The 26,437-nt window shown below is 64.5% G+C and carries 23 protein-coding genes; 10 read left to right on the top strand and 13 right to left on the bottom strand.

The window, feature by feature from the left end:
- Positions 1-68 precede the first annotated feature (68 nt).
- Genes AC1RQI_RS13340 through AC1RQI_RS13365 form a run of 6 tightly spaced genes read left to right on the top strand, consistent with a single transcriptional unit; the run spans position 69 to position 7,139 of the window.
- Positions 69-2,600, top strand: coding sequence for an ABC transporter substrate-binding protein (locus AC1RQI_RS13340; RefSeq protein WP_481905159.1), 2,532 nt, complete (start codon positions 69-71; stop codon positions 2,598-2,600).
- A complete protein-coding gene (locus AC1RQI_RS13345; RefSeq protein ID WP_481905160.1) occupies positions 2,593-3,678 on the top strand; it encodes an ABC transporter permease in 1,086 nt (361 codons plus the stop codon). The genes AC1RQI_RS13340 and AC1RQI_RS13345 overlap by 8 nt, the downstream gene beginning before the upstream one ends.
- On the top strand, positions 3,675-5,006 hold the full coding sequence (locus tag AC1RQI_RS13350) for an ABC transporter permease (protein ID WP_481905161.1): 1,332 nt from the start codon (positions 3,675-3,677) through the stop codon (positions 5,004-5,006). The genes AC1RQI_RS13345 and AC1RQI_RS13350 overlap by 4 nt, the downstream gene beginning before the upstream one ends.
- Positions 5,003-5,989, top strand: coding sequence for an ABC transporter ATP-binding protein (locus tag AC1RQI_RS13355; protein ID WP_481905162.1), 987 nt, complete (start codon positions 5,003-5,005; stop codon positions 5,987-5,989). The genes AC1RQI_RS13350 and AC1RQI_RS13355 overlap by 4 nt, the downstream gene beginning before the upstream one ends.
- On the top strand, positions 5,979-6,974 hold the full coding sequence (locus AC1RQI_RS13360) for an ABC transporter ATP-binding protein (RefSeq protein ID WP_481905163.1): 996 nt from the start codon (positions 5,979-5,981) through the stop codon (positions 6,972-6,974). Before AC1RQI_RS13355 ends, AC1RQI_RS13360 begins: the two co-directional genes overlap by 11 nt.
- 3 nt (positions 6,975-6,977) lie before the next feature.
- Positions 6,978-7,139 (top strand): hypothetical protein, encoded by a 162-nt coding sequence (locus tag AC1RQI_RS13365; protein ID WP_416632637.1) that lies wholly within the window; start codon positions 6,978-6,980, stop codon positions 7,137-7,139.
- Here AC1RQI_RS13365 and AC1RQI_RS13370 read toward each other — a convergent pair.
- From AC1RQI_RS13370 to AC1RQI_RS13390, 5 genes are all read right to left on the bottom strand, one after another.
- On the bottom strand, positions 7,136-9,175 hold the full coding sequence (locus AC1RQI_RS13370) for an FUSC family protein (RefSeq protein WP_481905164.1): 2,040 nt from the start codon (positions 9,173-9,175) through the stop codon (positions 7,136-7,138). The two genes, AC1RQI_RS13365 and AC1RQI_RS13370, sit on opposite strands and share 4 nt — an antisense overlap.
- A gap of 6 nt (positions 9,176-9,181) precedes the next feature.
- Positions 9,182-10,045, bottom strand: coding sequence for an efflux RND transporter periplasmic adaptor subunit (locus AC1RQI_RS13375; RefSeq protein WP_481905165.1), 864 nt, complete (start codon positions 10,043-10,045; stop codon positions 9,182-9,184).
- Complete coding sequence (locus AC1RQI_RS13380; RefSeq protein WP_416632634.1) at positions 10,046-10,264, bottom strand: DUF1656 domain-containing protein; 219 nt, start codon at positions 10,262-10,264, stop codon at positions 10,046-10,048.
- 37 nt (positions 10,265-10,301) lie between these two features.
- On the bottom strand, positions 10,302-11,525 hold the full coding sequence (locus AC1RQI_RS13385; protein WP_481905166.1) for an MFS transporter: 1,224 nt from the start codon (positions 11,523-11,525) through the stop codon (positions 10,302-10,304).
- 70 nt (positions 11,526-11,595) lie between these two features.
- Complete coding sequence (locus tag AC1RQI_RS13390) at positions 11,596-13,251, bottom strand: ABC-ATPase domain-containing protein (protein ID WP_481905167.1); 1,656 nt, start codon at positions 13,249-13,251, stop codon at positions 11,596-11,598.
- Positions 13,252-13,457: 206 nt separating this feature from the next.
- Between AC1RQI_RS13390 and AC1RQI_RS13395 the strand changes: the two genes are divergently transcribed.
- Both AC1RQI_RS13395 and AC1RQI_RS13400 read left to right on the top strand, forming a co-directional pair.
- Positions 13,458-13,994: an LOG family protein gene (locus AC1RQI_RS13395; protein ID WP_416632631.1), complete on the top strand. Its 537-nt coding sequence runs from the start codon at positions 13,458-13,460 to the stop codon at positions 13,992-13,994.
- 32 nt (positions 13,995-14,026) lie between these two features.
- Complete coding sequence (locus AC1RQI_RS13400) at positions 14,027-14,683, top strand: thiopurine S-methyltransferase (RefSeq protein WP_481905168.1); 657 nt, start codon at positions 14,027-14,029, stop codon at positions 14,681-14,683.
- Here the strand turns inward: AC1RQI_RS13400 and tpx are convergent.
- From tpx to AC1RQI_RS13415, 3 genes are all read right to left on the bottom strand, one after another.
- Positions 14,680-15,180, bottom strand: a complete 501-nt coding sequence (gene tpx, locus AC1RQI_RS13405; protein ID WP_416632629.1) for a thiol peroxidase — start codon at positions 15,178-15,180, stop codon at positions 14,680-14,682. The two genes, AC1RQI_RS13400 and tpx, sit on opposite strands and share 4 nt — an antisense overlap.
- 149 nt (positions 15,181-15,329) lie before the next feature.
- Complete coding sequence (locus AC1RQI_RS13410) at positions 15,330-17,048, bottom strand: SulP family inorganic anion transporter (RefSeq protein ID WP_481905169.1); 1,719 nt, start codon at positions 17,046-17,048, stop codon at positions 15,330-15,332.
- Positions 17,049-17,052: 4 nt separating this feature from the next.
- Positions 17,053-17,961 carry an MBL fold metallo-hydrolase gene (locus AC1RQI_RS13415; protein ID WP_481905170.1) on the bottom strand — a complete coding sequence of 303 codons (909 nt, stop codon included), beginning with the start codon at positions 17,959-17,961 and terminating at the stop codon, positions 17,053-17,055.
- A 162-nt stretch (positions 17,962-18,123) separates the two neighbouring features.
- Between AC1RQI_RS13415 and AC1RQI_RS13420 the strand changes: the two genes are divergently transcribed.
- Positions 18,124-19,062 (top strand): sensor domain-containing diguanylate cyclase, encoded by a 939-nt coding sequence (locus AC1RQI_RS13420; protein WP_481905171.1) that lies wholly within the window; start codon positions 18,124-18,126, stop codon positions 19,060-19,062.
- Here the strand turns inward: AC1RQI_RS13420 and AC1RQI_RS13425 are convergent.
- The 4 genes from AC1RQI_RS13425 to AC1RQI_RS13440 all read right to left on the bottom strand — a co-directional run bounded on the left by AC1RQI_RS13425 (position 19,053) and on the right by AC1RQI_RS13440 (position 24,380).
- A complete protein-coding gene (locus AC1RQI_RS13425) occupies positions 19,053-20,036 on the bottom strand; it encodes an NAD(P)/FAD-dependent oxidoreductase (RefSeq protein WP_481905172.1) in 984 nt (327 codons plus the stop codon). The two genes, AC1RQI_RS13420 and AC1RQI_RS13425, sit on opposite strands and share 10 nt — an antisense overlap.
- Before the next feature lie 120 nt (positions 20,037-20,156).
- A complete protein-coding gene (locus tag AC1RQI_RS13430; protein WP_481905173.1) occupies positions 20,157-21,413 on the bottom strand; it encodes an alginate export family protein in 1,257 nt (418 codons plus the stop codon).
- Between the two features lie 221 nt (positions 21,414-21,634).
- Positions 21,635-22,798, bottom strand: coding sequence for an alkene reductase (locus AC1RQI_RS13435; protein ID WP_481905174.1), 1,164 nt, complete (start codon positions 22,796-22,798; stop codon positions 21,635-21,637).
- Positions 22,799-22,877: 79 nt separating this feature from the next.
- On the bottom strand, positions 22,878-24,380 hold the full coding sequence (locus AC1RQI_RS13440; protein ID WP_481905175.1) for an aldehyde dehydrogenase family protein: 1,503 nt from the start codon (positions 24,378-24,380) through the stop codon (positions 22,878-22,880).
- Positions 24,381-24,530: 150 nt separating this feature from the next.
- Between AC1RQI_RS13440 and AC1RQI_RS13445 the strand changes: the two genes are divergently transcribed.
- Entirely contained in the window at positions 24,531-25,424 is an 894-nt protein-coding gene (locus AC1RQI_RS13445; RefSeq protein WP_481905176.1) for a LysR family transcriptional regulator, read from the top strand.
- 12 nt (positions 25,425-25,436) lie between these two features.
- On the opposite strand, the gene AC1RQI_RS13450 is transcribed toward AC1RQI_RS13445, so the two are convergent.
- Positions 25,437-26,006: a MarR family winged helix-turn-helix transcriptional regulator gene (locus AC1RQI_RS13450; protein WP_481905177.1), complete on the bottom strand. Its 570-nt coding sequence runs from the start codon at positions 26,004-26,006 to the stop codon at positions 25,437-25,439.
- Positions 26,007-26,437: the final 431 nt, after the last annotated feature.

Genomic DNA, 26,437 nt, shown 5'->3' on the forward strand with positions numbered 1-26,437 from the left:
TTTCCCATCGTCAGCGCTTCGTATAATCTGTGCCCTCAAAGAAAAACAGGACGGGAGCGTCGGTCATCTTGAAAAAGCCCATTGTCTGGGGGCTGGCAGGGCTCGTGGTGCTGGCCCTGCTGATGTTGCTGCCTCGGCCATCCCAACCGCCGGAGGCCCCTGATTCCGGCCAGGAGTCAGTGGATCTCCAGGAGACCATTGAGGAAACCGGGCGCCGTGGGGCACTGGTGGACGAGGTGGTCTTCACCCAGGAATCCGATGTGGGCAAGGTGGCCGGGCTGATTGAGCGGGGCCGTCACCAGGTCTATGCCCAGGGAATCACCAACATCACGGCCTATCGGCGTCTGCGCAATGCCCGCAAGAGTGGCTACGAGACCGCTTACGGGTCCAATACCGAGCTGGTGCTCAACCCCGCGGCGTTTGACGAAGGGTTCAATCTCTTCCGCAGCCGCCGTGTCCGCGAGGCCATGAACTGGCTGGTGGATCGCCGCCACGTGGCCGAGGAAATCTACGGCGGCATGGCCGTTCCCCGCTATCTGCCGATGAACACTGCCTTTCCGGATTACGCCCGCCTGGCGGAAACCGCCCGTTCACTGGAGCTCAAGTACGGCCATGACCCTGAGCGGGCGCGCCGGGTGATCACCGGGGAAATGAAGGCCATGGGCGCGCGCCGCCGGGATGGCCAGTGGTACCACGACGGAAAGCCGGTGACGTTGCGCGTTCTCATCCGCACCGAGGACGCCCGCAAGCAGGTGGGGGATTACATCAGCAACCTCATGAGTGAGCTCGGGTTTTCGGTGCGCCGCCAGTATCGCACGGCGGAGGAGGCGTCGAGCATCTGGATCGCCAGTGATCCTGCCGCCGGCCAGTGGCACATCTACACCGGCAGCTGGGTCTCTACCGCCATTAACCGCGATGTCTCCAGCAACCTGAGTCTCTACTACACCAAGCGCGGCCGCCCGGAACCGCTGTGGCAGGCCTACGAGCCGGCCGAGGCCCTGGACACCATTGCCCGTCGGCTCCAGCGCCGGGACTACACCAGCATGGCGGAGCGGCGCGACCTGATGGCGGAAGGCATGACGCTGGCGATGAAGGAGTCCTACCACATCTGGTTGGTGGATCAGCTCAGTATTGTGCCGCGTGCGGCCAATGTGGCGCTGGCGGCGGACCTGGCCGGAGGCATAGCCGGGTCCCGGATGTGGCCCTATACCCTGCGTTACCGGGATCGGCTGGGCGGCAGTATGACCTTCGCCGCGCCCAGTATGCTCACCGAGCCGTGGAACCCGGTTGCGGGGAGCAACTGGCTGTTCGATAACATGATCACGCGGGCCCTCAATGACCCGCCGCTGCTGCCGGATCCCTACACCGGGCTTTACAGACCCCAGCGGATCCAGGGGGCGCAGGTCACGGTAACCCAGGATAGTGTGACCCAGCGCAGCCAGGACTGGGTTGAGCTTGAACGCGCTGACCGCATTGAGGTGCCGGAGAGCGCCTGGATCGGCTGGAACGCGCAAGAGGGCCGTTTCCGAACGGTGGCGGATGCTCACCCTGAGGGCACCACCGCGCGTTCGCGGACCCGGATCCGCTATGAAGACGGCTATCTGGATGGCCAGTGGCACGACGGCACCGAGATGTCCCTGGCGGACGTCATATTGCCCTGGATCCTCAGCTTTGCACGGGCGGACGAGAACAGCCCCTTCTTTGATCCGGCGCACGTGCCGCGATTCAAGGTCTTCCAGAAGTATTTCAAGGGCTGGCGCATTGTCCAGCGCGAGCCGCTGGTGATTGAGGTCTACAGTGACCAGGTGTTCCCGGATGCGGAAACCATCGTGGCGCAGCAGGCCGTATCCGCCGAGCCCTGGCACATGCTGGCGCTGGGTATGAGGGCGGAAAAGGCCGGGGATCTGGCATTTTCCTCCCACAAGGCGGATGCCAACCGCGTCCCCTGGCTCAGCCTGGTGTCCGGCCCCAGCCTGGATGCCCTGGAGCGCCATCTCCGACGCGCCCGGGAGGAGGGCTATCTGCCTTTTGAGTCCGTGCTTGGGGAGATGACCGAGGGCGAGCATCCCGCCGCCCGGCGTTACACTGCCCTTGAGGACTGGTACCGCGAGCGCGGTCACTTCTGGGTGGGCAATGGGCCCTTCTACCTGCATTCGGTCCATCCGGTGGAGAAGACCGTGGTGCTGCGGCGCAACAAGGACTTCCCGGATCCGGCGGATAAATGGCTGGACCTGAGTGAGCCACAGATCCCCGAGGTGACCCTGGATGGGCCCATGATGGTTACGCATGGCGAGTCGGCCACTTTCAACGTGGACGTCACCTTCGAAGGAGAGCCCTACCCGGCGGACGCCATCAAGCGCCTCGATTACCTGCTGTACGACGCCGATGGCAATCTCCAGGCCGAGGGCGAGGCGGCGCGCGCCGGCAAAGGCCGCTGGCGCGTGTCCCTGGAGGCGGCAACCCTGTCGGACCTGGGAGAGGGTGCCAACAGTCTGGAGGTGGCGGTCACCTCATCCCGTGTTGCGCTGCCCGCCTTCGCCTCCCATGCGTTTGCCACCGTGCCCGACGGTACCCGGCTGATGGAGGTTGCTGATGACTGATCGGGCAAGGGACCTCCGTCGTCTGGCCTGGTTTACGCTGCGCCGGGTTCTGGCGCTGTTCATCACCGTTCTGATCGGGGTCTACCTCACCATCGTCATTGCCAACATGGGCGGCAAGGTGGATGAGCTGCGCAAGCTCCAGATCCGGGCGACGGTGTCGGAGTCCGTGCGGGCGGACCCGTCGTTCATGGATATGGACTCGCAGGCGCGTAACGAGCTGATCGAGGAACAGGTGCAGCTGCGGATTGAGCAGCGCAACCTGGACGAACCCTTCATCTGGCGCAGCTTCGATTACCTGTCCCAGGCAATCCAGCTGGATCTCGGGCGTGCCGAGGAGATGCACAGTGATTCCGGCTCGCGGGCCGTCTACGACATCATTGCGGAGCGTCTGCCGGCCACGCTGCTGCTGTTCGGCACAGCCAACCTGCTGGTGTTCCTCGTCTCCGTTTATGCCGCCCTTTACCTGTCCCGGCGTTACGGCAGCCGGCTTGACCGGGCGGTGATCGGGCTGGCACCGAGCTCGGCGGCGCCGGCCTGGTTCTACGGCATCTTCCTGATCCTGGTGTTTGCCTTTGTGGTACCGGTGCTGCCGGCCGGGGGCATGGTCGACATCCCGCCGCCCGAGGACCCCTGGGCCTATGCGGCAAGCGTTCTGGAGCATCTGGTGCTGCCGGTCATTGCCATGTTCGTGTCCTCCATCTTCATCTCCATTTACTCCTGGCGGACCTTCTTCCTGATCCATTCCAGCGAGGACTATGTGGAAATGGCACGGGCGAAGGGGCTGCCCTCGAACCTGATCCAGAGCCGCTATATTCTGCGCCCGACGCTGGCGCCCATCATCACCAACTTCCTGCTGATGCTGATCGGGCTGTGGAGCGGCGCCATCATCCTGGAGCAGGTGTTCAGCTGGCCGGGGCTGGGAACCCTGTTGTTCCAGGCCATCGGCCACCGGGATACGCCGGTGATCATTGGGGGCGTTGTGATCTTTGCCTATCTGCTGGCGGTCACGGTCTTCATGCTGGATTGCCTCTACGCCGTTCTCGACCCCCGGGTGCGGGTTGAAGGAGGTGAACAATGAGCCGCTGGATGCAGGGGCTGCGGGAGCTCAAGGGCTACCCGTCCGCCATCGGCGGGCTGGGCATCATCCTGTTCCTGGTGGCGCTGTCGCTCTATACCGTTATCACGATTCCCTATTCCGAGGCCCTGGACCGCTGGCGGGGCGGTGAACACTGGCGCATGAACCCGGTCAACGCCGGGCCGGTATGGGCAGACCGGCTGCTGGGGGGCAACCTGCCGCAGACCCGGGTCGTGAAGAGCGCCAATGCCGAAGTGCGCGAGGCGCCCTTTGAAGGCGGCAAGCAGGTACGGATTCCACTCACCTTCGAGTACGACAACGAGGGCTTTCCCAGTGAGCTCAACCTCTTCCTGAAGCAGAAGGGCACCCAGGAGGAGGCGTTCGTGCGCCTGACCTGGCATACGCCCTCGGGGGAGACCATCGCGCTCGGTAGCCAGCGGGTCTCGGAGGAGGACCGCATTTCCATCTCACAGAACCGCGCTCTGGACGCCCGGCTTGGCATGGTCCCGCATGTGGGCCTGTTCGCCGGTAACAGCGATCCGGCGGACCCCAGGGCTGAAAAGGGCCAGTACCGGCTCACGGTGGACGCCATGCTGTTTGACCCCAGCGCCGAGCTCAAGGCGGATCTGGCGGTCTATGGCCGGGTTCACGGGTTGGCCGGCACGGACTATCAGCGCCGCAACCTGATGCTGGCGTTGATGTGGGGTACGCCGGTGGCGCTGGCCTTCGGACTGCTGGCGGCGGTGGGCACCACGGTCACGACCCTGGTGATCGCTGCCACGGGCGTCTGGTTCCGGGGCTGGGTGGACGCACTGATCCAACGCCTGACCGAGGTGAACATGATCCTGCCCATGCTGCCGATACTGGTGATGGTGGGCACCCTCTATTCCACCAGCATCTGGCTCATGCTGGGCGTGGTCATTGCCCTGGGCATCTTCAGCGCCGGCATCAAGACTTACCGCGCCATGCTGCTGCCCATCCGCGAGGCGCCCTACATCGAGGCGGCACGGGCCTATGGCGCGGGCAATGCGCGCATCATTCTGCGTTACATGATCCCGCGCATCCTGCCGGTGCTGATCCCGACCTTCGTAACGCTGATCCCGACCTTCGTGTTCCTGGAGGCGTCGCTGGCGGTGCTGGGGCTGGGTGATCCGGAGCTGCCCACCTGGGGCAAGGTGCTGAATGACGCCCAGCAGCAGAGTGCCCTCTACAACGGCTTCTACTACTGGATGGTGGCGCCGGCGGTGCTGTTGATGCTGACCGGGTTGGGCTTTGCCATGTTCGGTTTCGCCCTGGACCGTGTCTTCAATCCGAGGCTGAGAACGCAATGACGGACGCTCGTGAGCCGCTGCTGCAGGTCCGAAACCTGCAGCTCCATTACCGCACCCGCCGGGGCACGGCCCGGGCGGTGGATGGTGTTGATCTGGACGTAGGGCGCAACGAGGCCCTGGTGGTGCTGGGCGAATCCGGCTCCGGCAAGAGCTCCCTGGCCAAGGCGCTGATGCGGTTGCTGCCGCGCAATGTGGCACGCTACAGCGGTCAGGTCATGCTGGGCAGCGACGAGCTCATGGGGATGAACGACGAGGCATTCCGTTCCGGGGTCCAGTGGAACCGCCTATCCATGGTTATGCAGGCGGCCATGAACGCGCTCAACCCGGTGGTCCGGGTGGGCGAGCAGGTGGCCGAGCCCCTGCGCGTGCACCGGGGGTGGTCGAAAGAGGCCGCCATGGAACGGGTGGTCGAGACCTTTGCCACGGTTGGGGTATCCCGGGATTTTGTGAGCCGCTTCCCGTTTGAGCTCTCCGGCGGCATGCGCCAGAGAGTGGTGCTGGCCATGGCGCTGGTGACCGAGCCGGAACTGGTGATCCTGGATGAACCCACCTCGGCCCTGGACGTGCTGACCCAGGCGAGCATCATGAATGTGCTCAAACGGATCAAGCGCGAGCAGGGCACCAGCTTCATCCTGATTACCCATGACGTGGCCACCTCCAGTGAACTGGCGGACCGGGTAGCTTTGATGTATGCGGGGCAGGTGGTGGAGCAGAGCGATGCCCGTGATTTCTTCCACCACCCCGCCCATCCCTATTCCAGGCTTCTGATGGACAGCGTGCCGCGCCTGCACCAGAGTGAGCCACCCGGCTACATTCCCGGCGAGCCGCCGGACCTGATCGATCCGCCGGCGGGCTGCCGCTTTGCGGACCGCTGCCCGAAGCGCTTCGGGCGCTGTAGCGAGGACCCGCCCGCCTTCGAACTGGAAGGTGAGCGCCGCGTACGCTGCTGGCTGCATGAGGAGGGCACCGACCATGACGGCTGAGGAACCACTGCTCCGGGCGACCAACCTGCATACCTGGTTCGAGCTGCGCCAGTGGGGCTTCCTGCGTGTGGGGTCGGTGCGCGCCGTGGATGGCGTGGACTTTGAGCTGGCGAAGGGGGAATCCGTGGCTTTCGTGGGCGAGAGCGGCTGCGGCAAGAGCTCCCTGGCCCGGACCCTGCTTGGTCTGCACAGGCCCAGCCATGGTGACGTGGTTTTTGAGGGTGAGCACCTCAGTGAATTGAAGGGCGAGGCCCGTCGTCAGTACCTGGCGCGGGTGGGCTATGTGCAGCAGGATCCGTTCGGCGCGCTGCCGCCGTTCATGGACGTGCGCCGTCTGCTCTCGGAGCCGCTGATCATCCATGGCGTTAAGGACCGCGACGAGCGCGAGCGCCGCATCCGCCAGGCGCTGGCGGAAGTGCGCCTGACCCAGGTGGACGAGATCCTGCCCAAGTTCCCGCATATGCTCAGCGGCGGCCAGCAGCAGCGGGTAGTGATTGCCCGGGCGCTGCTGCTGGAGCCGGCTATGCTGATCGCGGACGAGCCCGTTTCCATGCTGGACGCCTCGGTGCGCGTGGAAATCCTCAACCTCCTGCGGCGTATCCAGCAGGAGCGCGACCTGACACTGGCCTTTATCACCCATGATCTCTCAACCGTGCGCCACTACGCCGACCGCATCTTCGTGATGTACGCCGGCCGGGTGGTCGAGCAGGCGCCGGTGGAGGAACTTCTGGACAGACCCCAGCACCCCTACACCCGCGCCCTGCTGGCGGCGATCGCGGACGTGGATGCGGACAACGCGCTGGCCGAACGGGACGTGCCGGACGGCGAGCCGCCCAGCCTGCTGAACCCACCCGGGGGATGCCGCTTTCACCCGAGATGCCCACGGGCCATGGAAGGGCTCTGCGACCAGCAGGATCCGCCGGTGTTCGAGCCGGAGGCCGGGCACTATTCCGCCTGCTGGCTCCAGGACCCGGAGCGGGGCTGAGTTTTGCGGGCCATTGGCGTGCTGTTGATGCTGGCGGCGCTGGCGCCGCTGCTGGCCATGGTCTCCGGCGGGCTGGCCCCGTCGCTGGTGCTGTCGCTCGGGGCCTACGCCATGCTGTTGGGTGGCGCCTTCTGCTTTACGGCTGGAGTCCTGCGTAATCGCTAGCTTTCGGTCTCGGCGTCGCCATGGCGGTGGGCCATCGCCCGGGCCTGGCGCTGGAGGCTCAGCTGGAGCCGCTCAAGCAGCCCATTCAGCTGTGCGCGTGCGCGTTCATCCAGTGCGTCGCTGGCGGCAATCGCGCTATCCAGCTTCCGCGCTGCGGTGGCCACGTCGCCGGGCGCATGGCCCCGGGCACTGAGGAGGAACGCATCGGCGAGGGTCTCCAGCAGTGCGGCAAGGGCATCTTGGACGGGCTCCGATTCGCTGGTCAGCTGATGGCGCAGCTTCAGCCCTGAGACCCCCAGGTCCAGCCCGGTGAGGCCGAGCGTGAGAAGGTGACGGTGTTCCGCCTCAAGGAGATCGTCGTGGCGGGCCAGCCGGAGGAGGCGGTCCGCCATGCGGCCACTGAATCGCGCCTCGGTATCCGGGCGCAAAGGCTGGGCCAGCCTGCGCAGATCCGCGCCGATGGCGTGGATCAGCCGGCGCCGGCGCAAAGAGGCGCCGAGGCCGGGAATCAGGCGGAAGCCCATGGTTGCCACCGCGAGTCCCACCATGACCGCCAGCGCCCGGTTGGCAAAGCTGTCGAAGGCCAGGCTCATGTCGTTGCCGGGCATGATGAGCAGAATGTTGAAGATGGTGAATGGCAGTCCATAGCCCGTGAGCTGCGGGTGACCGGCTCCCAGCAGGCCAATGAACAATGGCGTGAGCACCAGCATGGCCAGCATCGGGAAGCCGCTGGCCTGCGCAAGCAGCACATGCCCGAACAGGAAGGCGCTGGGTATGGCCGCGAGCATGCCAATGAAGAAACGGGTGCAGACCGTGGCCGGGTTGTCCCGGTTGGCGAACAGCACCGACGGCAAGGTTGCCATGACCATCGCAATGGGGCCGCTGGGCCATTGCGTGGTGAGCCACAATACCGCCGTGGTTGCGAACGCCGCACCAGCCCGCAGCGCGTTCACCGCCGCGTCGCCATGGTCGCGGTGCCAGGTGGGCGTGGCGCTGCGCAGCTGATGGTGGCCAGGATGGGCGATGGCCTCGCGGGCATCGAGCATGACCATGGCGTGGCCGAGTAAGGCCCGCAACCCGGTAACAACCCGGCGCTGCAGCGGATCAAGGCCCTCCTCTGGAAAGGTCCGCGCCCGTTCACGCAGGCTCTGGAGGTGGCGCCGCGCGGCCGGGACACCCCGTGCCGATTGGGCGTCGCTGAATCCCTGTGCCATCTCGTTGGCGAGTGCCCGCAGTGAGGGGCCAATGCGGTCGGGGTGCTGGCGCAGCAGCTGCTGGATGCCGCTGAGGGCGGCGAACAGCCGCATGGCGCGGTGCGTAAGAACGTGGACGGCACGGATGCGGGCACCGCCGCCCGGGCCTTCGTAGCGGGCGGCCTGGCTGTCCGCCTCCAGCAGGTTCAGCGGGCCCAGGCTGGCGGTCAGGGACCGTTGCACTGTTGCCGGCGTGGTATCGGCATCCAGGCGCTGACCGGCATGGGTGAACGCCGAGTTGATCGCCGCGTCCGCCTGCTCGGCCAGATGGTCGGTTACGCGCACCGGCCACACCAGGGCGCTTACCAGGGTTGCGCAGATCCCGCCCAGGGCGAGCTCAGAAACGCGCGCCAGCGCCACGTCGAACACCTGGTCGGGCTGGTTGAGCGACAGCAATACGATAAGAAGCGCGGCAACGGCCGCCATGACGCAGCCATAGGAGGCGTTGCCGCGCAGTACCGAGCCCGCGTAGGCGCAGGCCATGACCCAGAGGGTGAGTGCGTAGAGCGCGGGAATCGCGGCCTGGGCGGCGGCCGCCATAACGGCGAATCCTGCAACGGCGCCGATCAGTGTGCCGCCGATCTGGCACAGTCCCTTCTCGATGACCATGCCGCTCATGGGCCGGATCTGCAGGAAGGCGGCGGCGATCAGGGCCCAGTAGGGACGGTCCAGATCAAACCAGAGGGCGGCGTAGAGTGCCAGGAGCATGGCCAGTGTGGCCTTGAACGCGAAGCGCAGGGCCTGGCGCGAGGGCGTGAGGTAAGCCTCTAGAAGCACCGGCATGAGGCGTCAGTCCGCGTCGGGATGGATGCGGACCGTGGCCGTCATCCCCGCGCTCAGTCGGGTGTCGGGGGGCACCTCATCCAGCGCGATCCGGACCGGGATGCGCTGGGCCAGGCGCACCCAGCTGAAGGAGGGCTGGACCTTCGGCAACAGCTGGCTGTTGGAGGAGGTGTTGGTATCGGCAATACCCCGGCTGATGCCGGCGACATGGCCCTCCAGGTGGACGTTGCCACTCATCAGGATGACCTCGGCGCTGTCGCCAACCTCAATGTGTGGCAGCTTGGTCTCCTCGAAATAGCCGGTGACGTAATACGAGCCGGACTTAACCAGGGCCATCACCGGTGAACCAGCCTTGGCGTAGTCTCCTTCGGCCAGCTTGAGGCTGAGCAGGTGTCCGGAGGCTGGTGCGGTAACCGTGGTGCGCTCCAGGTCCAGTTGGGCCTTGGCCAGCTCGGCCCTGGCCTGGGTCAGGGCGGCCTCGGCGATGCGCGTGTCGATGCGGGCGGCCTCGCGGTCCTCGGTGCTGATCGACTCCCGGCTCAGTCGGGACCGGCGCTTGGCGACGTGGCGTTTGCGCTCAAGCCGGGCCTCGGCCCTGGCGACGGCGGCTTCGGCCTCATCAACGGCCACCTCATAGCGTTCCCGGCCAATGTGGAAGAGCTCGTCGCCGCGTTCAACATGCTCGTTGTCCGTCACGTTCAGGGTGCGCACCCAGCCGGAGACGTCCGGGGCCACGGTGATCACGTCGGCGCGTACCCGGGCGTCGCGGGTCCAGGGTGAATACAGGTAGTAGTTCCAGAGCCAGGTACCAGCGGTAACAGCCAGTGCCATGGCAACGACAGTGACCAGGATCCGGGTCGGGGTTCCCATTCAACCACCCCCCGGCGCTGGAGCGCCCAGATAGGCGGTGCCGGCGGTAGCGATCACAAACAGGGCCGTATCGAACCACGCCTCCTGCCACAGCGCCCCATGGCCGGTGATGTAGTGAAGAAGCAGGCGCACACACACGGTGACGGTGAACCCAATCAGTACATAGATGAGCAGAGGGCTGATGAAGACGCCGCCGATGGTGATTTCGCGAAGGCCCATGGGTTTAACCTGTTGCTTGTATCAGTTTTGTTGTTGCCTATCCGTCAGGTTGGCGGATGTCCGGAGCCAGCCCGATCAGTAGCGAGGCCAGGACGGTGCCGCCGGCAAATCCGAGCGCCAGTCCGCCGGGCGTGGTGCCGGTGTCCAGAAGCAGCCCGGCCAGCACGGGCGAGCTGGCGGTGGACAGCACCATAAGCGCCTGCGCCAGGGAGCGGATGGCGCCGATGTGGCCAATCCCGTAGCGTTCCGGCCAGAGGGCATTGCCCGCCGTGCCCGCAAATCCCTGGCTCATCCCTACCAGTGCCAGGTAGAGGAAGGGCGTCCAGGCGGCGTGGGTCAGCGCCATCACCACCAGGCCGGCGGCCATGGGGTAGAGCCCGACCATCAGCGCCTTGCGGGCCCCGATCCGGTCCACCGTGGGGCCGGCGACAAACAGCATGGCGAAATGACCCAGCGCATAGCCGCTGAACGCCAGCGCAATGGTCTCCAGGGGCCAGCCCCGCAGCTCCGCAATGGCGGTCTGATGAAACAGGATAGCAGTAACCGTGAAGGGTACGGCCAGCGCGCCCGGCAGGATCATGTAGAGGCCGGGGTCCTTGAGGGCCTGGCGCCGCGTGAAGCCGCTGCCTTCACCGGTGTCATCCTGAGCAGACTGGGCGCGGACGGTTTCCGGGTGGGCGGCCTCGCGCGCGAGCCAGCGCATCAGCGGCAGCGCCAGCAACAGCAGGAATCCCGCCGCCAGCAGCCACGGGGCGCGCCAGCCCCAGGCGGCCAGTATCAGGCCGCCGGCGGCCGGCAGCAGGGCCTCCGAAAGAGGCAGTCCGGAGACGGTCAGGGCCATGATCTTGCCGCGATCGCGGTCAAAGTAGCGGCTGGCGGCGGTAAAACCGATGTGGGTCATCATGCCCTGGCCTCCCAGCCGGCCCAGAAAAAAGCCAGGGATCAGCAGGAGCCAGTGGGGGGCCAGACCCAGCAGTAAGCTGCTGGCTCCCAGCAGTGTGAGCGCCAGGGTGATGGTATTGGCCAGGGACCAGCGGTCCACGATGGTGCCCAGCCGCAGCAGCACCAGCGCGGAGGCCAGGGTCGCCAGACTGTAGTAGGTGCCGTAAGTGGCATTGCTCAGGGCGAATTCATCGCGCAGGCTGCTGCCGAATACGGAGATGAAGAAGGTCTGGCCGAAGCCGGAAAACGCGGTGGCCAGCAGCGCGAACAGCGCCAGCGACGGGTTGATCCGGATGAAACGGGGCAGAAACTGGATCAAAACGGGCTCCGTAGACGACAGAGCCCGTTATGATACGCCGTTGACGGAGCCCGGAACACCGGGCATGGGGTCAGGACCTTCCGAAACCGTTCTGGCGCAGCCGGTTGAGGGCGGCCATAACCTCGAACACCCGCGGCAGGGCGAGGTCGCCATCGGGGCGGTGGCTGAGTGCGGCGGGGCTTTCCAGAAGCCGGCGGGCGATGGCCTCCGGCGGCTGGTCCAGAGTGTCCCCGGATTTCGCGAGGCCGGCCAGGAGCTGGCCGATGGCGCGCACCTGGGAGGCGTCCGCAATCTGTTCCACGGAGCGCAGGTCCACGTCATCGCGCCCGAAGACCAGGGTATCACGGCCTCGGGCCTGTACCTTGGTCTTGCCGGGCTTGGTTTCCGCACTCAGGCGTTTGGCATTGAGGGGGCGAGGCTGGGGGCGGTTCAGTGTGTCCCGGGCTTCGGATTCACGGCCTGTGGCAAAGCGCTCCGCCACGGCACGGGCGTCGTCCGTAACGTCATGGGCGCGGTAGTCCTGCATCTGGAGGACGGTATCGGCGCAGTCGAAATAGTCCCCGGAACCGCCCATGACCAGCACGGTGGAGGTGGCCAGGTCGTCGCGCAGCTGGCGGATGCGGTCCACGAAGGGGGTTATGGGTTCGCTTTCCCGGGCCACCAGGGCCTGCATCCGCCGGTCGCGGATCATGAAGTTGGTGGCGGAGGTGTCTTCGTCCACCAGCAGGGTATCGGCGCCGGCTTCCAGGGCCTCCTGCAGTGCCGCCGCCTGGCTGGTGGAGCCGGAGGCCAGATCCGTGGCGAAGTGTTCCGTGGTCTTACCGAAGGGAAGCCGGTTGATGTAGGGCGACAGGTCCACGCCGTGTACAGCGCGGCCATCCTCGGCGCGGATCTTGACCGCGGCCGGGCGTGCGACCACCCGTTCACGGCCGTCATCCGGGATGTGGTCGTACACGCCCAGGCTGATGGCCGCCAGCAGGGTGGATTTGCCGTGGAAGCCGCCGCCGACGATCAGGGTGATGCCCTCTGGAACGCCCATGCCGGTGACAGGGCCCTGGTTGGGCGTATCCAGTGTCAGCGACAGCGAGGCGGGGGATTCGAAGGCGATGGCGTCCGCCAGTGGGCGATCATCCACGCCGGAGTGGCGGGGCAGGATGGCACCGTCTGCCACGAACGCCACCAGACTTTGCTCCGCCAGTTGGGCGCGCAGCGCCTGCTGGTCTTCCACGGTTGCCATGTGGCGTTCCAGGGCATCCAGGTTCAGTGAGCGCGCCGTGGCAGCGGTAAGCACGGCCTTCGGCAGGCGTTCACAGATCAGCTTGCGGGCCTGGTGCCCCAGGATGCTGCGCCCGCGCGCCGGCAGGCTCAGGCTCAGGCGCAGTTCCACCGCGCCGTCATCCAGCAGCACCGCCGTGCGCTCGATGACCGTCTGGGCGCCCGCGTCAATGGCCAGATCCTTGTCATCCCGGGTGGTCTGGCGGAAAGCCCGGGCGATGTAGTCCCTGGCCGCGCACTGGCGGGCCTGGGTGCTGAAGACGGCGTCCGGCAGATCCGCCGTGGCGGCGTCCACCCGGGCCCGGACGCGCGAGGGGGCCGCAAACGGGTCCGCCTGGACGTGGTCCACGATCAGGGTCCAGCCCTCGAACCGGTGCTCGCCGAGCAGGTCCTTGTAGGCTTTGTAGCTCTTGCCGTCGAGTCGGGTCAGCAGTGAGGTGAGTGCTTCCATTGGTTACTCTCAAACCGGAAAAACAGCATGGTAACAGGCGTGTATCGAACAGCTGTACAGCATCCAGGAGCAGTCTGAAACCCTTGGCAGCACCGCGGACTCCATTGACGCCATGGTACGCCAGTTCCGGGTGGAGTGAGTCTGGGATGGTACCGAGGCAGGAGGTGGGTTAAAGTCCCCGGCAATGTTTGGCAGGGGGGATGACCATGAATTCCATCTGTGTCTACTGTGGCTCACGCGCCGGGAACGGGGATGGCTATGAAGCGGCGGCGCGGGCACTTGGACAGGCCATGGCCCGGCAGGGGCTCGGGCTGGTCTATGGTGGTGCCTCCATCGGCATGATGGGGCTGATTGCGGATGAGGTGCTGGCGGCTGGCGGTGCCGTGACCGGCGTCATCCCCAGGTCACTGCAGGAGAAGGAGGTCGCCCATGAGGCGCTGACGGAACTGCTGGTCACCACGGACATGCACGAGCGCAAGCGCCTGATGGCCGAAAGGGCCGATGCCTTCATTGCCATGCCGGGTGGTCTGGGGACGCTGGAGGAGCTGTTCGAAATCCTTACCTGGGGCCAGCTGCGCTTTCACACCAAGCCCATTGGCCTGCTCAATACCCGTGGCTATTACGATGATCTGATCCGGTTTCTGGACGCCACCGTGAGCGAGGGCTTCGTGCACCCGCGCCATCGCGGTATGCTGAGGGTGGATGACACGCCTGAGGCATTGCTGGAGCGCCTCTGGCTGTGATGGCTGAATTCAACAGATAACCGGAGACCGTTTTGGAGCCGCAGTTCTGGTACGACATCTGGACCGAGCGCAAGATCGGATTCCACCGCTCGGACGTCCATCCCATGCTCCGCCGGCACTGGCCCGTTCTCGAGCGCGATGGCATGGATGTGCTGGTCCCGCTGTGCGGCAAGGCACTGGACATGCGCTGGCTGGCGGAAGCGGGGCACCGGGTGACTGGTATCGAGCTGGACCAGCGGGCGGTGGACGAGTTCTTCGCTGAATGGGGGTGCGAGCCCCGGGTGCATGAGCGCGCGGATGGGTTGCCCGTCTACAGTGCCGGTAATGTGGATCTGGCCGTGGGGGATTTTTTTGAGTTGCAGCCGGAGTCACCCTGGCATGCGTTCTACGATCGGGCTGCGCTGATCGCGCTTCCAGAGTCGATGCGCCCGCGTTATCTTCAGCGGCTGGCGGCACTGGTGGCGCCCGGGGCACAGGGGGTCCTGATCACCTTTGAATACCCCGATGCCGAAATGGATGGGCCGCCCTTCCCGGTGCGGCGCCCGGAGCTGGACGCCCAGAGTCTGTTCCGGGTCGAGCAGCTTGAGCGCCGGGAAGTGATTGAACACTACACCGGTCTCCAGAAGGCGGGTGTTACCTCCCTGGTGGAGACCGCTTACAGGCTGGTGCGTACGGATCAGCCGGCTTAGGTCAGGGCCCTGAGCGCGGCCTCATAATCCGGCTCCTCGCCAATCTCCGGAACCAGCTGGCTGTGCAGCACCTGGTTGTTCCCGTCCAGCACCACAACGGCGCGGGCACAGAGCCCACGGAAGGGACCGGAGGTCAGGTTGACGCCGTAGTCCTCGGGGAAGCGCTCGTTGCGGAAACACGACAGCGTCACCACATTGTTCAGTCCTTCCGCGCCACAGAAACGCGCTGCGGCAAACGGCAGGTCCGCCGAGACGACCAGTACCACGGTGTTGTCCAGGCCGCTTGCTTTTTCGTTGAAGGTACGGGTTGAGGCCGCACACACACCGGTGTCGATACTCGGGATGATGTTGAGGATCTTGCGCTGGCCCTGCCAGTCGCCCAGGGTTTTGTCTTCCATGTCCGGGTTGGTGAGGGTGAAATCCGGAGCGGTTTCGCCCGGTTGCGGGAGGTGGCCGCTGACCTCGACCGGATTGCCGCCAAGAGTGACCTGTGCCATTGCTGTTCTCCTTGCTCTTTGCATTGGTAACACGGCTGTGGGCTCGACTCCCGGATCAGCGGACCCCTTGATGAGCCCCTGATCAAGGGTCGAGCCTTCACTTCGGAACAAATCGGCTTCCAAGTCAAGCCCAAGGGAGCGACGAGCGCTCAGGTTGACGATGACGCCGTTGCCGTCTGTCTGGCGTTCGCTGGGCCGTCCTGGTGCAGGTGGAGCCAGGCCTCGTAGGTGCTGAGAAAGACCTGCCCGGTGAGCTGGTTCAGGAAGTCCGTCTCGCGCAGGCGGTCCGTGACCGGCCCTTTCACTTCCGCCAGATGCAGCTGGATGCCGTCCTCGCCGAGCCGGCGGTTGATGGTTTCCAGGGTTTCCAGCGCCGAGGTATCAATGTCGTTCACGGCCTGGCAGGCCAGCACAACGTGGCGGAGCCCACTGCGTGCTGCCGCGAGACTGAGAAGGCGCTCTTCCAGGGGGCGGGCATTGGCGAAGTAGAGGCTCTCGTCCACCCGGACCATCAGCAGCTGGTCATCGGTTTCCACCTGGTAGCGTTCCACATTGCGGAAATGTTCGGTGCCGGGTACCCGCCCGATTACAGCGCTGTGTGGCTGGCTGGTGCGGTACAGGTGGAGCGCCAGTGACAGGCCAACGCCGGTGAGAATGCCGGTTTCCACACCCAGAAGCAGGGTCAGGGCAATGGTGGCGAGCATGGCGGTGAACTCGGACCGGGCGTAGCGCCAGGTGCGGCGGATCAGCCGGGTATCAATCAGCGACATCACCGCGACAATGATGGTCGCCGCCAGGGTTGCCCGTGGCAGATGGGTCAGCAATGGCGTCAGCGTCAGGGTGGCGAGGCCGATGCCGACAGCGGTGAAGGCACCAGCCGCAGGCGTGGCAGCGCCGGCGTCGGCGTTGACCACCGAGCGCGAGAAGCCACCGGTGACCGGCATGCCGCCGGAAAAGGCCGCTCCCAGGTTGGAGGCGCCAAGGCCCAGCAGTTCCTGGTCCGGATCCAGCCGCTCACGGCGCCGGGTGGCGAGTGTTTCGGCGATCGAGACGGATTCCACAAAACCCACAATGCTGATCAGCAATGCTGCCACACCGAGTTCGCGCCAGAGCGAGGGGTCCATGGCGGGCAGGGTCAGTCCCGGCAGCCCGGTAGGGATGGCGCCGACTACGGCCACGCCCTCTTGCGCCAGCCCTGCCCACCAGCTGACGAAGGTGGTGACGCCCACGGCAACCAGTGGGGTTGCGCGTTTGAGCGCCTGGGGGTGCAGCCACCGGCGGGTAACGGCCAGGAAAAGGAGCGTCACCAGGCCGATGGCGGCTGTCATCGGCTCAAGTGCCGCACCATGCTGCCAGAGGCTGGTGAGCAGGCCGGGTAGCGTCTGGCCGTTGGCCTCAATGCCCAGTAGCGGACCCAGCTGGCCGGCGGCGATGATGAGCGCCGAGGCCGTGATGAACCCGGATATGACCGGGTGGCTGAGGAAGTTGGCCAGGAACCCCATGCGCGCCATGGCCATGCCCAGAAGGATCAGGCCCGAGAGGAAGGCCAGGGTCAGCACGATGCCGGTGTAGGCCGCCGTCCCCGGTTCGGCCAGGCTGCTGGCGGCGGACGCGGTCATGAGTGAGATGACCGCGACAGGCCCCACCGCCAGGGTGCTGCTGGTGCCGAAAAGGGCGTAGAGGGCCAGCGGCACGATGCTGGCGTAGAGGCCGACCTCGGCGGGCAGGCCGGCCAGCATGGCATAGGCCAGCGACTGTGGGATCAGCAGGACCGTGACGATCACTGCTGCCAGCAGGTCCCGCGCCAGGGTGGCCCGGTTGTAGTCCGGCGCCCAGCGCAGGATGGGCAGGAGTTGCTTTGGGGTCATGGCATCAGCCCCAGCTGGCGCCTTCCAGCGTGTCCAGTGGGATCTTGAGGTAGCGTCGGCCATTGGATTCCGCTGCCGGCAGCTGGCCGCCGTTGGTATTCACCTGCAGTGAGTGCAGGATCAGCTTGGGCATGGGCAACTGCTGGTCACGGCCCGTGCGCAGCTGGACGTAATCCGCCTCGGTATTGCCGTGGATGTGGGGGTTGGTTTCCCGCTGTTCCCTGACCGTGCTTTCCCATTGGGGCTCACGGCCATTCGGCATGTAGTCGTGGCCGGTGAACAGGCGGGTTTCGTCCGGCAGTGACAGGATCTGCTGGATGGAGCGCCACAGCTGGCCGGCGTCGCCGCCCGGGAAATCCGCCCTGGCGGTGCCGAAGTCGGGCTGGAAGAGAGTGTCATGGACAAAGGCCGCGTCGCCGATCACGTAGGTGATGGAGGCCAGCGTGTGCCCCGGCGAGAAGAGGATGCGCCCGTCCAGCTGGCCCAGCTGAAAGGTGTCGCCTTCGGCAAAGAGCTTGTCCCACTGGCGCCCGTCGTCCGGGAACTCTGGCCAGTTGTAGATGCCTTTCCAGAGTTTCTGGACCTCGGTGACCTGTTCACCGATGGCGGTTGGCGCACCGGTTTGGGACTGGAGATAACGCGCTGCCGAGAAGTGGTCCGCGTGGGGATGGGTATCCAGGATCCACTCAACGCTCAGCTCATGGCGTGCGACGTAATCCAGGATGGCGTCCGCGTTGAAGGTGGCGGTGGCACCGGATTTTTCCTCAAAGTCGAGCACTGGATCGATGATGGCACAGCGTTTGGTTGCCGGGTCGCTGACCACGTACTGGATGCTGAATGTCCGGGGATCGTAAAAACCGGCTACGTCGGGTTGGTCGGCGCGTTGTGATGGGGATTGGCGGAAGGTCTGCATAGCAACCTCACTAATGTTTATATGGTTATAACCATAATACAAAAGTGGCTATGGTTTGACCAGCCGGTTGTGTTTGAGCTTTCTGACAGCTTATAGTCATCGTCTGGATACGAATTGAACAGAACACAATAATGACCCCAAATGTGGCAACGGAGCGCCGTGATGCAGGAATGTGATCCGGTGGTGCCGGGGGATCTGGCTACTTTCGACCAGTGCGTAGCGAGCCCGGAGGCCCTGCTGACCATCCTCGATAACGTGGATGCCCTCATCTACGTCGCGGACATGGACACGCACGACATGCTGTTCATGAACGCCTATGGCCGCCGTCTCTGGGGCGATCCCAGAGGCCGCAAGTGCTGGGAAGTGATGCAGGGGCGCGACACCCCCTGCCCCTTCTGCACCAATCCCCAGCTGGTGGGCGAGGATGGCACTCTGGCGGAACCCGTGGTCTGGGAATTCCAGAATGAGGCGAACAGCCGCTGGTATCAGTGCCGCGACCAGGCTATCCAGTGGCCCGACGGTCGCGTGGTACGGCTTGAGATCGCCACCGACATTACCGAGCGCCGGCAAATGGAAGACGCGCTGAGGGCTGAGCGTGAGCGCGCGGACGCACTTGCACGTGAGGATGAGCTCACAGGGCTGAGTAATCGCCGGGCGTTTTTTGAGCTGGCGGCAAAGCTGTTACCGCAGGCTCAGCGCAGCGACCAGCCGCTGTCACTGCTCCAGTTTGATCTCGACTGGTTCAAGCGCATCAATGATGAGTACGGGCATGAAGCGGGTGACCATCTTCTTCAGCATGTTGGCGACCTGATCGGGCGTTTTGTGCGGGAAAGCGATGTGGCCGCGCGTGTGGGCGGTGAAGAGTTCGTCCTGCTGTTGCCGGACACGGAGCACGCCCAGGCCCATCAGCTCGCTCATCGCCTGCGTCACGGTCTTGCCAGTATTGCCATGGACTACCGGGGCCTGACCCTCGGCGTCAGCGCCAGCTTCGGGGTGGCCTCCCTGGCGCCCGGCGATACGGGCATTGATGATCTGCTGTTGCGCGCGGACCATGCCCTCTACCGGGCCAAACGGGCAGGGCGGGACTGCGTCTACGACTGACGGAACCAGGCGCTGGCCAGCCCATCAGCGCTTTCAAAGGCGCCTTCCACGCGGCCGCCGGCCAGCCAGTCGCCGCACAGGCCCAGACTGTTATCCGCGGTGCTCAGAAAGCCCGGCGTTGGACCGGCTCCGGGTCGCGCGTAGAGCCAGCGGTGGACCAGGTGGTCGGTGGCCACCTGGCGGATGTTCAAGCGTTGCCGGAAGGCGGTGGTCATGGCGGCCGCCACCTCGGTGGTGTCAGCGTCACGGTGCGCCTCCGACCAGGTGCCGTTGGCGTGCAATACCCACCATTCGGTGTCCCCGCGTTCTGGCTTGCTGGTGTTGCGGGCCACCCAGCCCAGGCATTCATGGGCCAGTTGCATGCCGTCAAAGCCTGGTGAAAGGGGCTCGTCGAAGCGCAGGGCCAGGCTCCAGCACGGCAGCATCCGGAAATTTTCCAGCGCCAGTGACGCCGTGGTGGCTTGCGGCAGCAGATTCCGTGCCTGTTCCGGCGGGGTCGTGATGATCACGCGCTCGAAAGGGCCCAGCTGGCCCTGGCTTGTTTCCAGCCACCAACCGTCGGGGGCGGGCACCACAGCGCTGAGGTGGGTCCCCGCCTGGATGGGGGCATGGGCCGCCAGGGCGCGGGTGATGGCCGTCATGCGGGGCGTGCCGACATAGCGCAGTGCCTGGTGGAAGCTGTCCACCCAGCCTTCCCCGTTCTCGTGCCAGAGGGTGGCGTCCCAGAGCCCGAAAGCTTCCCGTCCCGCGTAGTCCTCCAGCAGGGCCCTGAAACGCGGATTGCGCACGGTAAAGAACTGCGCCCCCATGTCCACGCTGGCCCCGTCCCGGGTGCGCTTGCTGGCCAGGCGGCCGCCGGGGCCACGGCTTTTTTCGAGCACGATGGGCGTCCATCCGGCCTCGCGGGCGCGAAGGGCGGCGGTGAGACCGGCCATGCCGGCACCAATGATGGCAATGTCTGCGTCTGGGTTCATGCAGGGGTATTCGTTCAGCGAAGGGGCTTGGATGAGTGGCACGCCACGGGTTGATCCGTAGCATACCCCAGGCGTGTGCTGTCGGGAAGCACACGCCTGGCAGGCAGGGGAGGGACGGGCCTAGAAGGAGGCCTGGATCCAGAGCCAGCCCTTGTCCGCGTCCCGGTTGAAGGCTTTGCCAGCGTCCTGGCTGAAGCCGTCGGCATCATAGGCAGCGTACTTCACGCCCAGGGAATAGGTCTCGTTGAGGCTGCAGGTTGCCTGCAGTGCTGCTTCCGAGCCGTAATCGCCGTTGCCTTCATCGCTTTCAAACTGATGGTAGACGGCCATCAGGTTCACGCCGTTCAGGGCTCCCGAGAGGCTGGCATAGCGGTCCACCAGTCCGGCCGCCGGCGTTGAGAGGAAACGGTCGGTGAAGCCATTGAACGCATGCAGCGTTGCGAGCGGTGTCTGGAAAGCGGCATTGCCATCGTCACTGCCCAGCATTTCCTGGCCGAGCTTGAACCGGACGCCGGCGGCATCGACACCGAGGTTAAGGTGGTAATAGCTCTGGTCCAGGCTGCGGCTGTTATCGTCGTAATCGCTCTGCTGGGCGTATTCCAGAGTGTACAGCGCGCTCAGGTTGTCGCTGAGCGGGGCATCACCGGTATAGCGCAGCCCGTGGGTCTGGGTTGAGGCGTTCGGTTGGTTATCCAGGGAGACCAGGTAGCTGTAGGCCGACAGCGAACCGGCATCCAATCCGTCGTAGCGCAGGTTCAGGATGCCGGTGTCCATGGCGAGGTCGCCATTGGGGCTGGCATCGGAGAAGATGCGGTTGGCGTTATGGATGTAGCCCGCCGTGATGGTTGTGCCCGGCAGTGAGGTGTTGACCAGGGTGGTCCCGTCGAAGGTCTGTTCGTTCTGGCGCCAACCCACGTTGCCGATGAAGCGGTCGTTGTCGAGTTTCAGGCGCTGGCGGCCAACCTTGAGTTGCGTATCCTTCAGGCCGCTGTAAGCCAGATAGGCGCGGTTGAGTTCGGTTTCGGTGGGATCGGCTACGACCGGGCGCCCGGTCTTCTGGTTGAGCGTGCTGTTGTAGTTCTCGGGGCCTATGGATGTGACATGCTCCATCTCCAGAAAGCCCGTGGTATTGCTGACCTCGGCGGTTTCATAGCCCAGCGTGGCCTTGAGGGTGGAAGCCCGGGCATCATCGGAGAAACCGTCCTCGTCGACGTTTTCAAAGCGGTACCGGGTATCCAGTGAGGGTGTGCCATTGGCGATGGCATCCGTTATGGGGTCGGCGCAGGCAATACCGGATAGGGCGGTAACAGCCACAACAAGGGGCGCCTTGCGAACGGTTGTGCGCAGGGCGGTCGTCAGGGTTGGTCGATTGGTCATGGTTCGTCATCTCCACTGGGCGTCTGAATAATGGATCCTCAGTTCAGTATCCGCCCAGAAAGAAATATTTTAAATGAGTCTTATCAATGATTTCGGATAGGGCCCAGGTTTCTGTCTGAGCCGAGTGTTGCGTAGGGGCAGGGAATGCCACGTCATGGGTAGACGGGAAAGCATTGGACGCCCCCCCTTGGGGAGGGCGCCCATCGGTCAGAGTCCGTGGCTTACAACGCGCCTTCCGGTTCCGGCGCGCTCTGCTGGAGCTGCTGCTCGTAGGTGGGGTAGTCGGTGTAGCCCTGGGCGCTGCCACCGTACATTGTCGCCGGGTCCACCTTGTTCCAGGGGAGCTCATGCCGGATGCGATGGGGCAGATCCGGGTTGGCGATGAAGGGTTTGCCGAATGCGAACAGATCACCATAGCCCGCTTTCAGCATGCGCAGGGCTTTCTCTGGCGTATAGCGGCCGGCAAAAATCAGCGCGCCACTGAACGCGTCCCGTAATGCCTGGCAGAAGCTGTCCGGCAGTTCGGGGGCGTTGTCCCAGTCAGCCTCGGCAATCGAGATGTAGGCGATGCCCTGGCGGTCCAGCATTTTGGCCGCTTCCACATAGGTTTCGTGGGGGTCGGATTCAACCAGCCCGAGGTAGACGCGCTCCTCGTCCGTGCTCTCGAACAGCGGCGAGAACCGGACACCAAGGCGGTTGGCGCCCACTTCCCGGGAAACCGCGCTGACGATCTCCTCAAGGAAGCGCAACCGGTTGCGCAGGCTGCCGCCGTATTGGTCAGTGCGGTGGTTGCTGTGTTCGGAGATGAACTGGTTGACCAGGTAGCCATTGGCGCTGTGGATTTCCACCCCGTCAAAGCCGGCTTCCATGGCGTTGCGTGCCGCCCGGGCGTACAGCTCAACCATTTCGCCGACTTCATCAGTGCTCAGGGCGCGGGGCTCGTCGGAATCCGTGATCATGCCTTCACCGGGCCCGGTCTCAACAAACACCTTAACGGTCTCGTTGCGGATGGCGGACGGGGCCACTGGCGCTGCCCGTTCAGGTTGCAGTGAGCGGTGCGAGATCCGCCCCACATGCCAGAGCTGGCAGAAGATGGTGCCGCCCTGGTCGTGAACGGCCTTGGTCACCTTTTTCCAGCCCTCGACCTGCTCAGGGGTGGAAATACCAGGCGTCCAGGCATAGCCCTGGCCCCGGGGTTCGACCTGGGTGCCTTCCGAGACCATGAAGCCGGCCGACGCCCGCTGGGCGTAATAGGTCGCCATCATGTCGTTGGGCACGTTGCCCGGCTGTGTGCTCCTGGAGCGCGTCAGCGGTGGCAGCACGATGCGGTTTGTCAGTGTCAGATCGCCGAGCCTGACGGATTCAAAAAGCGATTCCGTATTCATGGGGTTGAAACCTGTTCTGTTGAATGGGGAAATGGAACCGGGGCCTGCCCACTGGGTGGCAGGCCCCATGAAGGAAGGTTCAGAAGAGACCAGTGGTGGACTCGTTCAGGCTGATGATGACGCTCTTGGTCTCGGTATAGTCGTGCAGCATCATCTTGTGGGTCTCGCGCCCGATGCCGGACTTCTTGTAGCCGCCGAAAGGCGCGTGGGCCGGCAGTTCATGGTAGGTATTGACCCACATCCGGCCTGTTCGAACAGCGCGTGCCACCCGAAGGGCGCGATTGATGTCCTGCGTCCAGACAGCACCTGCGAGCCCGTACTCTGAGTCATTGGCCAGTTCAATCGCGTGGTCCTCGTCATCGAAGGGCATGACCACCAGAACCGGGCCGAAGATCTCCTCCTGGGAGACCCGCATCTCATTGTTGGCATCCACAATGATAGTGGGCTCGACGAAGCAGCCGTTGCTGTGGGCGTCATCCTCAAGACGCTTGCCGCCGGTCAGGATGGTGGCCCCTTCCTGGGATGCGAGGTCGATGTAGCCCAGGATGCGTTCCGTCTGCTGCTGGCTCACCTGGCTGCCCATCTGGGTCGTTGGATCCATGGGGTCGCCGACCTTGATGTTTTCGAACCGGTTCTTCAGCGACTCCAGGAAGTCATCCAGCATGGACCGGTGCACCAGCAGGCGGGCGCCGGATTCGCAGGCCTGGCCCTGGTTGAGAAGGATCGACAGGGCGGCGCCTTCCAGCGCTTTGTCCTGGTTGGCATCCGGGAAGACGATGTTCGCGGACTTACCACCCAGCTCCAGAGTGGTGGGCGCGAGCTTGTCCGCCGCGGCCCTGGCCACGCGATAGCCCACGTCGGTGGAGCCGGTAAACGCCAGCTTATCGACGTCCGGATGGTCGAGCAGCGCCTGACCGGCTTCGGAGCCTTTACCCGTGATGATGTTGACGGTCCCGGCGGGCAGCACCTCGTTCAGGATTTCGCCCAGCGTCAGCAGCGTGATGGAGGTCATCTCCGCTGGTTTGATGACGACGGTGTTGCCGGTGGCAATGGCCGGTGCCAGTTTCCAGGCCGCCATCAACAGCGGGTAGTTCCAGGGGATGACCTGCCCGACGACGCCCATGGGCTCACTCAGCACCAGGCTCAGCGTATTCTCGTCAAGCTGCGTTGCTTCGTCGCTGTGCGAGCGGATGACACCGGCAAAGTAGCGGAAGTGATCAATTGCCGCCGGGATATCGAGCTGACTCGACTCCCTGATGGGCTTGCCATTATCCAGCGTCTCCAGGTGGAAGAACTCCTGTGAACGCGCCTCCAGCCGGTCCGCGATCGCCAGCAGTGCCTGTTGGCGCTGTTCAGGTGAGGTCTGTCGCCAGACGGGGAAAGCCTCGCGTGCTGCCCTGACGGCCCGGTCAACATCATCAGCATCCGCCAGGGGCAGGTGTGAGAGGGTTTCGCCGGTCGCGGGGTTGAGCGTCGCAATGGTCCGGGAGGAGGCGCTATCAGTCCACTCGCCCCCGATCAGCATCTGGTAGCCGGGCTTGATGAGGTTCTGGCGTTGCTCTTTCGTCAGTATGTCGACCATGTCGTACTCCTGTCTCGGTTCGAGCCTGGCGCGCGTCAGGCGGACTGGCGCAGAGGGCTGCGTGTCCGTTGAATGACTGTCATGACAGGAGCAAGACTAAGGGTGTATTCTCACAAACAGAAACATTATTTTTTGGTGAGAAATACAAGCATGAGTGGTATCGGCAACATCGACCTGAAACAGCTGCGTGTGCTCAGGACCCTGCTCAAGGAGAGAAGCCTGACGCGGACCGCCAGCCAGATGGGGATGACCCAGCAGGCGGTAAGCGCGCAACTGAACAAGCTGCGCGACATCTTTCAGGATCGCCTGTTCCTGCGCTCGCGCCAGGGCGTTGTACCTACGTCCTTCGCGGAACAGCTCGAGCCGAGAGTGAACGCCGTCTTTGCCAGCATCGAGCAGCTGATTCCTCCCGACCGGTTTGATCCGGCCAGCGTGCAGGGAACCTATGTCATCTCGGCAACGGATTACGCGGACGAGGTGGTGCTGCCCAAGCTGGTGGCCCGGATCCGCAAGCAGGCCCCGGGCCTGAAGCTGATCGTCAGGGATTTCGAGAGCGATCGCCTGAATGCGATGCTGGCTTCCGGAGAGCTGGATCTGGCCCTGACGTTCCCGGATTTCGCGCCGGACAGCTGCCAGACCAAGCTGTTGTTCTCGGAGTACCACATCTGTGTGGCGGGCAATGACTCGCCGCTTCACGAGCAGAAGCTGACCATTGGGGATATTGCCGAACTGCCCCAGCTGATCGTCTCCCCGACGCGGGCCAACCTCGTGGGATCGGCTGATGACTGGTTTGCCCGCAAGGGCTACAGGCGCAATATCGTGATGTCGGTGCCGAGCTTCTCGGCGGCGCCAACCTGTGTGGCATCCAGTGACTGCGTTGCCTTCCTGCCCTCAAGGATCCTGCCCCATCCGCTGGTACGCCCCATTGAGCTGGAGGAGTCGCCCCCTTGTTTCGATGTGATTGCCGCCTGGCATCCCCGTACCAGCCAGGATCCGTTGCAGCAGTGGATATTATCGCTTCTGGATGAGGCGTTTTCGGGCTAGACCGTTCCGCTTTCAGTCTGGTTCGAAGTAGACGCAGAGCGCGCTGGGATCGTCCACGGGCAACGCCTGATCGTCCAGTCGGCAGATGCCTTCATCCGTCTCCTGTGTGTTGGGAGTAAAGTGGACGCAGTCATGACAGCATCCAAAGCAATGATGACCGCCTTTCTCCGAGAGAGTGGTGGCAAGCTGTTGAATGATCTGTCCCAGAGACTGCCTCTGATCTTCAGGTAGGTCCTGAACCGCATTTTTAAGACGGAGAACCGGGTCATTGAGCGCCATATTGTCACCGGCTTCAGTCAGCGAGAAGCGCACGCTCCGGCCATCGCGGCTGTCCTTTTCCCGCTTCGCCAGCCCTGCCGATTCGAGTGATTTCAGCGTCTGCGAGGCCGTGCCGCGGGTGGTTCCGTGAAATTCGGCAAAGGCCGACGGTTTGCGCGATATCGCATTCGAACGTGCGAGAAACCGGACGGCGGCCCACTGGGCGCCACTCAGTTCACACTCGCGGCCATCCTCAGAGCTGTGGCTCTGCCAGGCGAGATGGATGATCCGGTCGGCAATGATGGCGCTGGCGTTGTCACTCATACGTTAATGGTAGCGAAACGACATCAGATTGACAAAAGTCTCACCGCCCAATTAATGTCGATGCAAAACTAGACAGCGGGATTGTTCATGAATTCTGTCAGCAGTCATAACCTGCAATCGGGTGATGCTAGGGCTGTATGGCCGGGCCTGGCACTGGATAACAGTTACGCTCGGCTGCCAAAGGTGATGTACAGCCCGGCGGATCCGGAACCCTTGGCGGAGCCTGAGCTGCTGTGGTTTAACGCCCCGCTTGCCGAGGCACTCGGTCTTGGTGACCAACCGCGGGAGCTGATCACGGCATTTGCCAGTGGCCACCGGGTACCATTTGGTGCCCGGCCCATCAGACGCAACGTCGCACAACGGCCCTGGGGTGCCCCCGAGCCACGCCATGGAGCCACGGCTGAGATTGCTCTGGGCGAGCATATTGATCG

The sequence above is a fragment of the Salicola sp. AFF1 genome (assembly GCF_056783195.1).

Bases quoted from the DNA above. Each gene is read 5' to 3' on its own strand.
- AC1RQI_RS13345 (WP_481905160.1), top strand. From the start codon at position 2,593: ATGACTGATCGGGCAAGGGACCTCCGTCGTCTGGCCTGGTTTACGCTG.
- AC1RQI_RS13350 (WP_481905161.1), top strand. From the start codon at position 3,675: ATGAGCCGCTGGATGCAGGGGCTGCGGGAGCTCAAGGGCTACCCGTCC.
- AC1RQI_RS13355 (WP_481905162.1), top strand. From the start codon at position 5,003: ATGACGGACGCTCGTGAGCCGCTGCTGCAGGTCCGAAACCTGCAGCTC.
- AC1RQI_RS13360 (WP_481905163.1), top strand. From the start codon at position 5,979: ATGACGGCTGAGGAACCACTGCTCCGGGCGACCAACCTGCATACCTGG.
- AC1RQI_RS13370 (WP_481905164.1), bottom strand. From the start codon at position 9,175: ATGCCGGTGCTTCTAGAGGCTTACCTCACGCCCTCGCGCCAGGCCCTG.
- AC1RQI_RS13375 (WP_481905165.1), bottom strand. From the start codon at position 10,045: ATGGGAACCCCGACCCGGATCCTGGTCACTGTCGTTGCCATGGCACTG.
- AC1RQI_RS13380 (WP_416632634.1), bottom strand. From the start codon at position 10,264: ATGGGCCTTCGCGAAATCACCATCGGCGGCGTCTTCATCAGCCCTCTG.
- AC1RQI_RS13390 (WP_481905167.1), bottom strand. From the start codon at position 13,251: ATGGAAGCACTCACCTCACTGCTGACCCGACTCGACGGCAAGAGCTAC.
- AC1RQI_RS13395 (WP_416632631.1), top strand. From the start codon at position 13,458: ATGAATTCCATCTGTGTCTACTGTGGCTCACGCGCCGGGAACGGGGAT.
- tpx (WP_416632629.1), bottom strand. From the start codon at position 15,180: ATGGCACAGGTCACTCTTGGCGGCAATCCGGTCGAGGTCAGCGGCCAC.
- AC1RQI_RS13410 (WP_481905169.1), bottom strand. From the start codon at position 17,048: ATGACCCCAAAGCAACTCCTGCCCATCCTGCGCTGGGCGCCGGACTAC.
- AC1RQI_RS13415 (WP_481905170.1), bottom strand. From the start codon at position 17,961: ATGCAGACCTTCCGCCAATCCCCATCACAACGCGCCGACCAACCCGAC.
- AC1RQI_RS13420 (WP_481905171.1), top strand. From the start codon at position 18,124: ATGCAGGAATGTGATCCGGTGGTGCCGGGGGATCTGGCTACTTTCGAC.
- AC1RQI_RS13425 (WP_481905172.1), bottom strand. From the start codon at position 20,036: ATGAACCCAGACGCAGACATTGCCATCATTGGTGCCGGCATGGCCGGT.
- AC1RQI_RS13430 (WP_481905173.1), bottom strand. From the start codon at position 21,413: ATGACCAATCGACCAACCCTGACGACCGCCCTGCGCACAACCGTTCGC.
- AC1RQI_RS13435 (WP_481905174.1), bottom strand. From the start codon at position 22,798: ATGAATACGGAATCGCTTTTTGAATCCGTCAGGCTCGGCGATCTGACA.
- AC1RQI_RS13440 (WP_481905175.1), bottom strand. From the start codon at position 24,380: ATGGTCGACATACTGACGAAAGAGCAACGCCAGAACCTCATCAAGCCC.
- AC1RQI_RS13445 (WP_481905176.1), top strand. From the start codon at position 24,531: ATGAGTGGTATCGGCAACATCGACCTGAAACAGCTGCGTGTGCTCAGG.
- AC1RQI_RS13450 (WP_481905177.1), bottom strand. From the start codon at position 26,006: ATGAGTGACAACGCCAGCGCCATCATTGCCGACCGGATCATCCATCTC.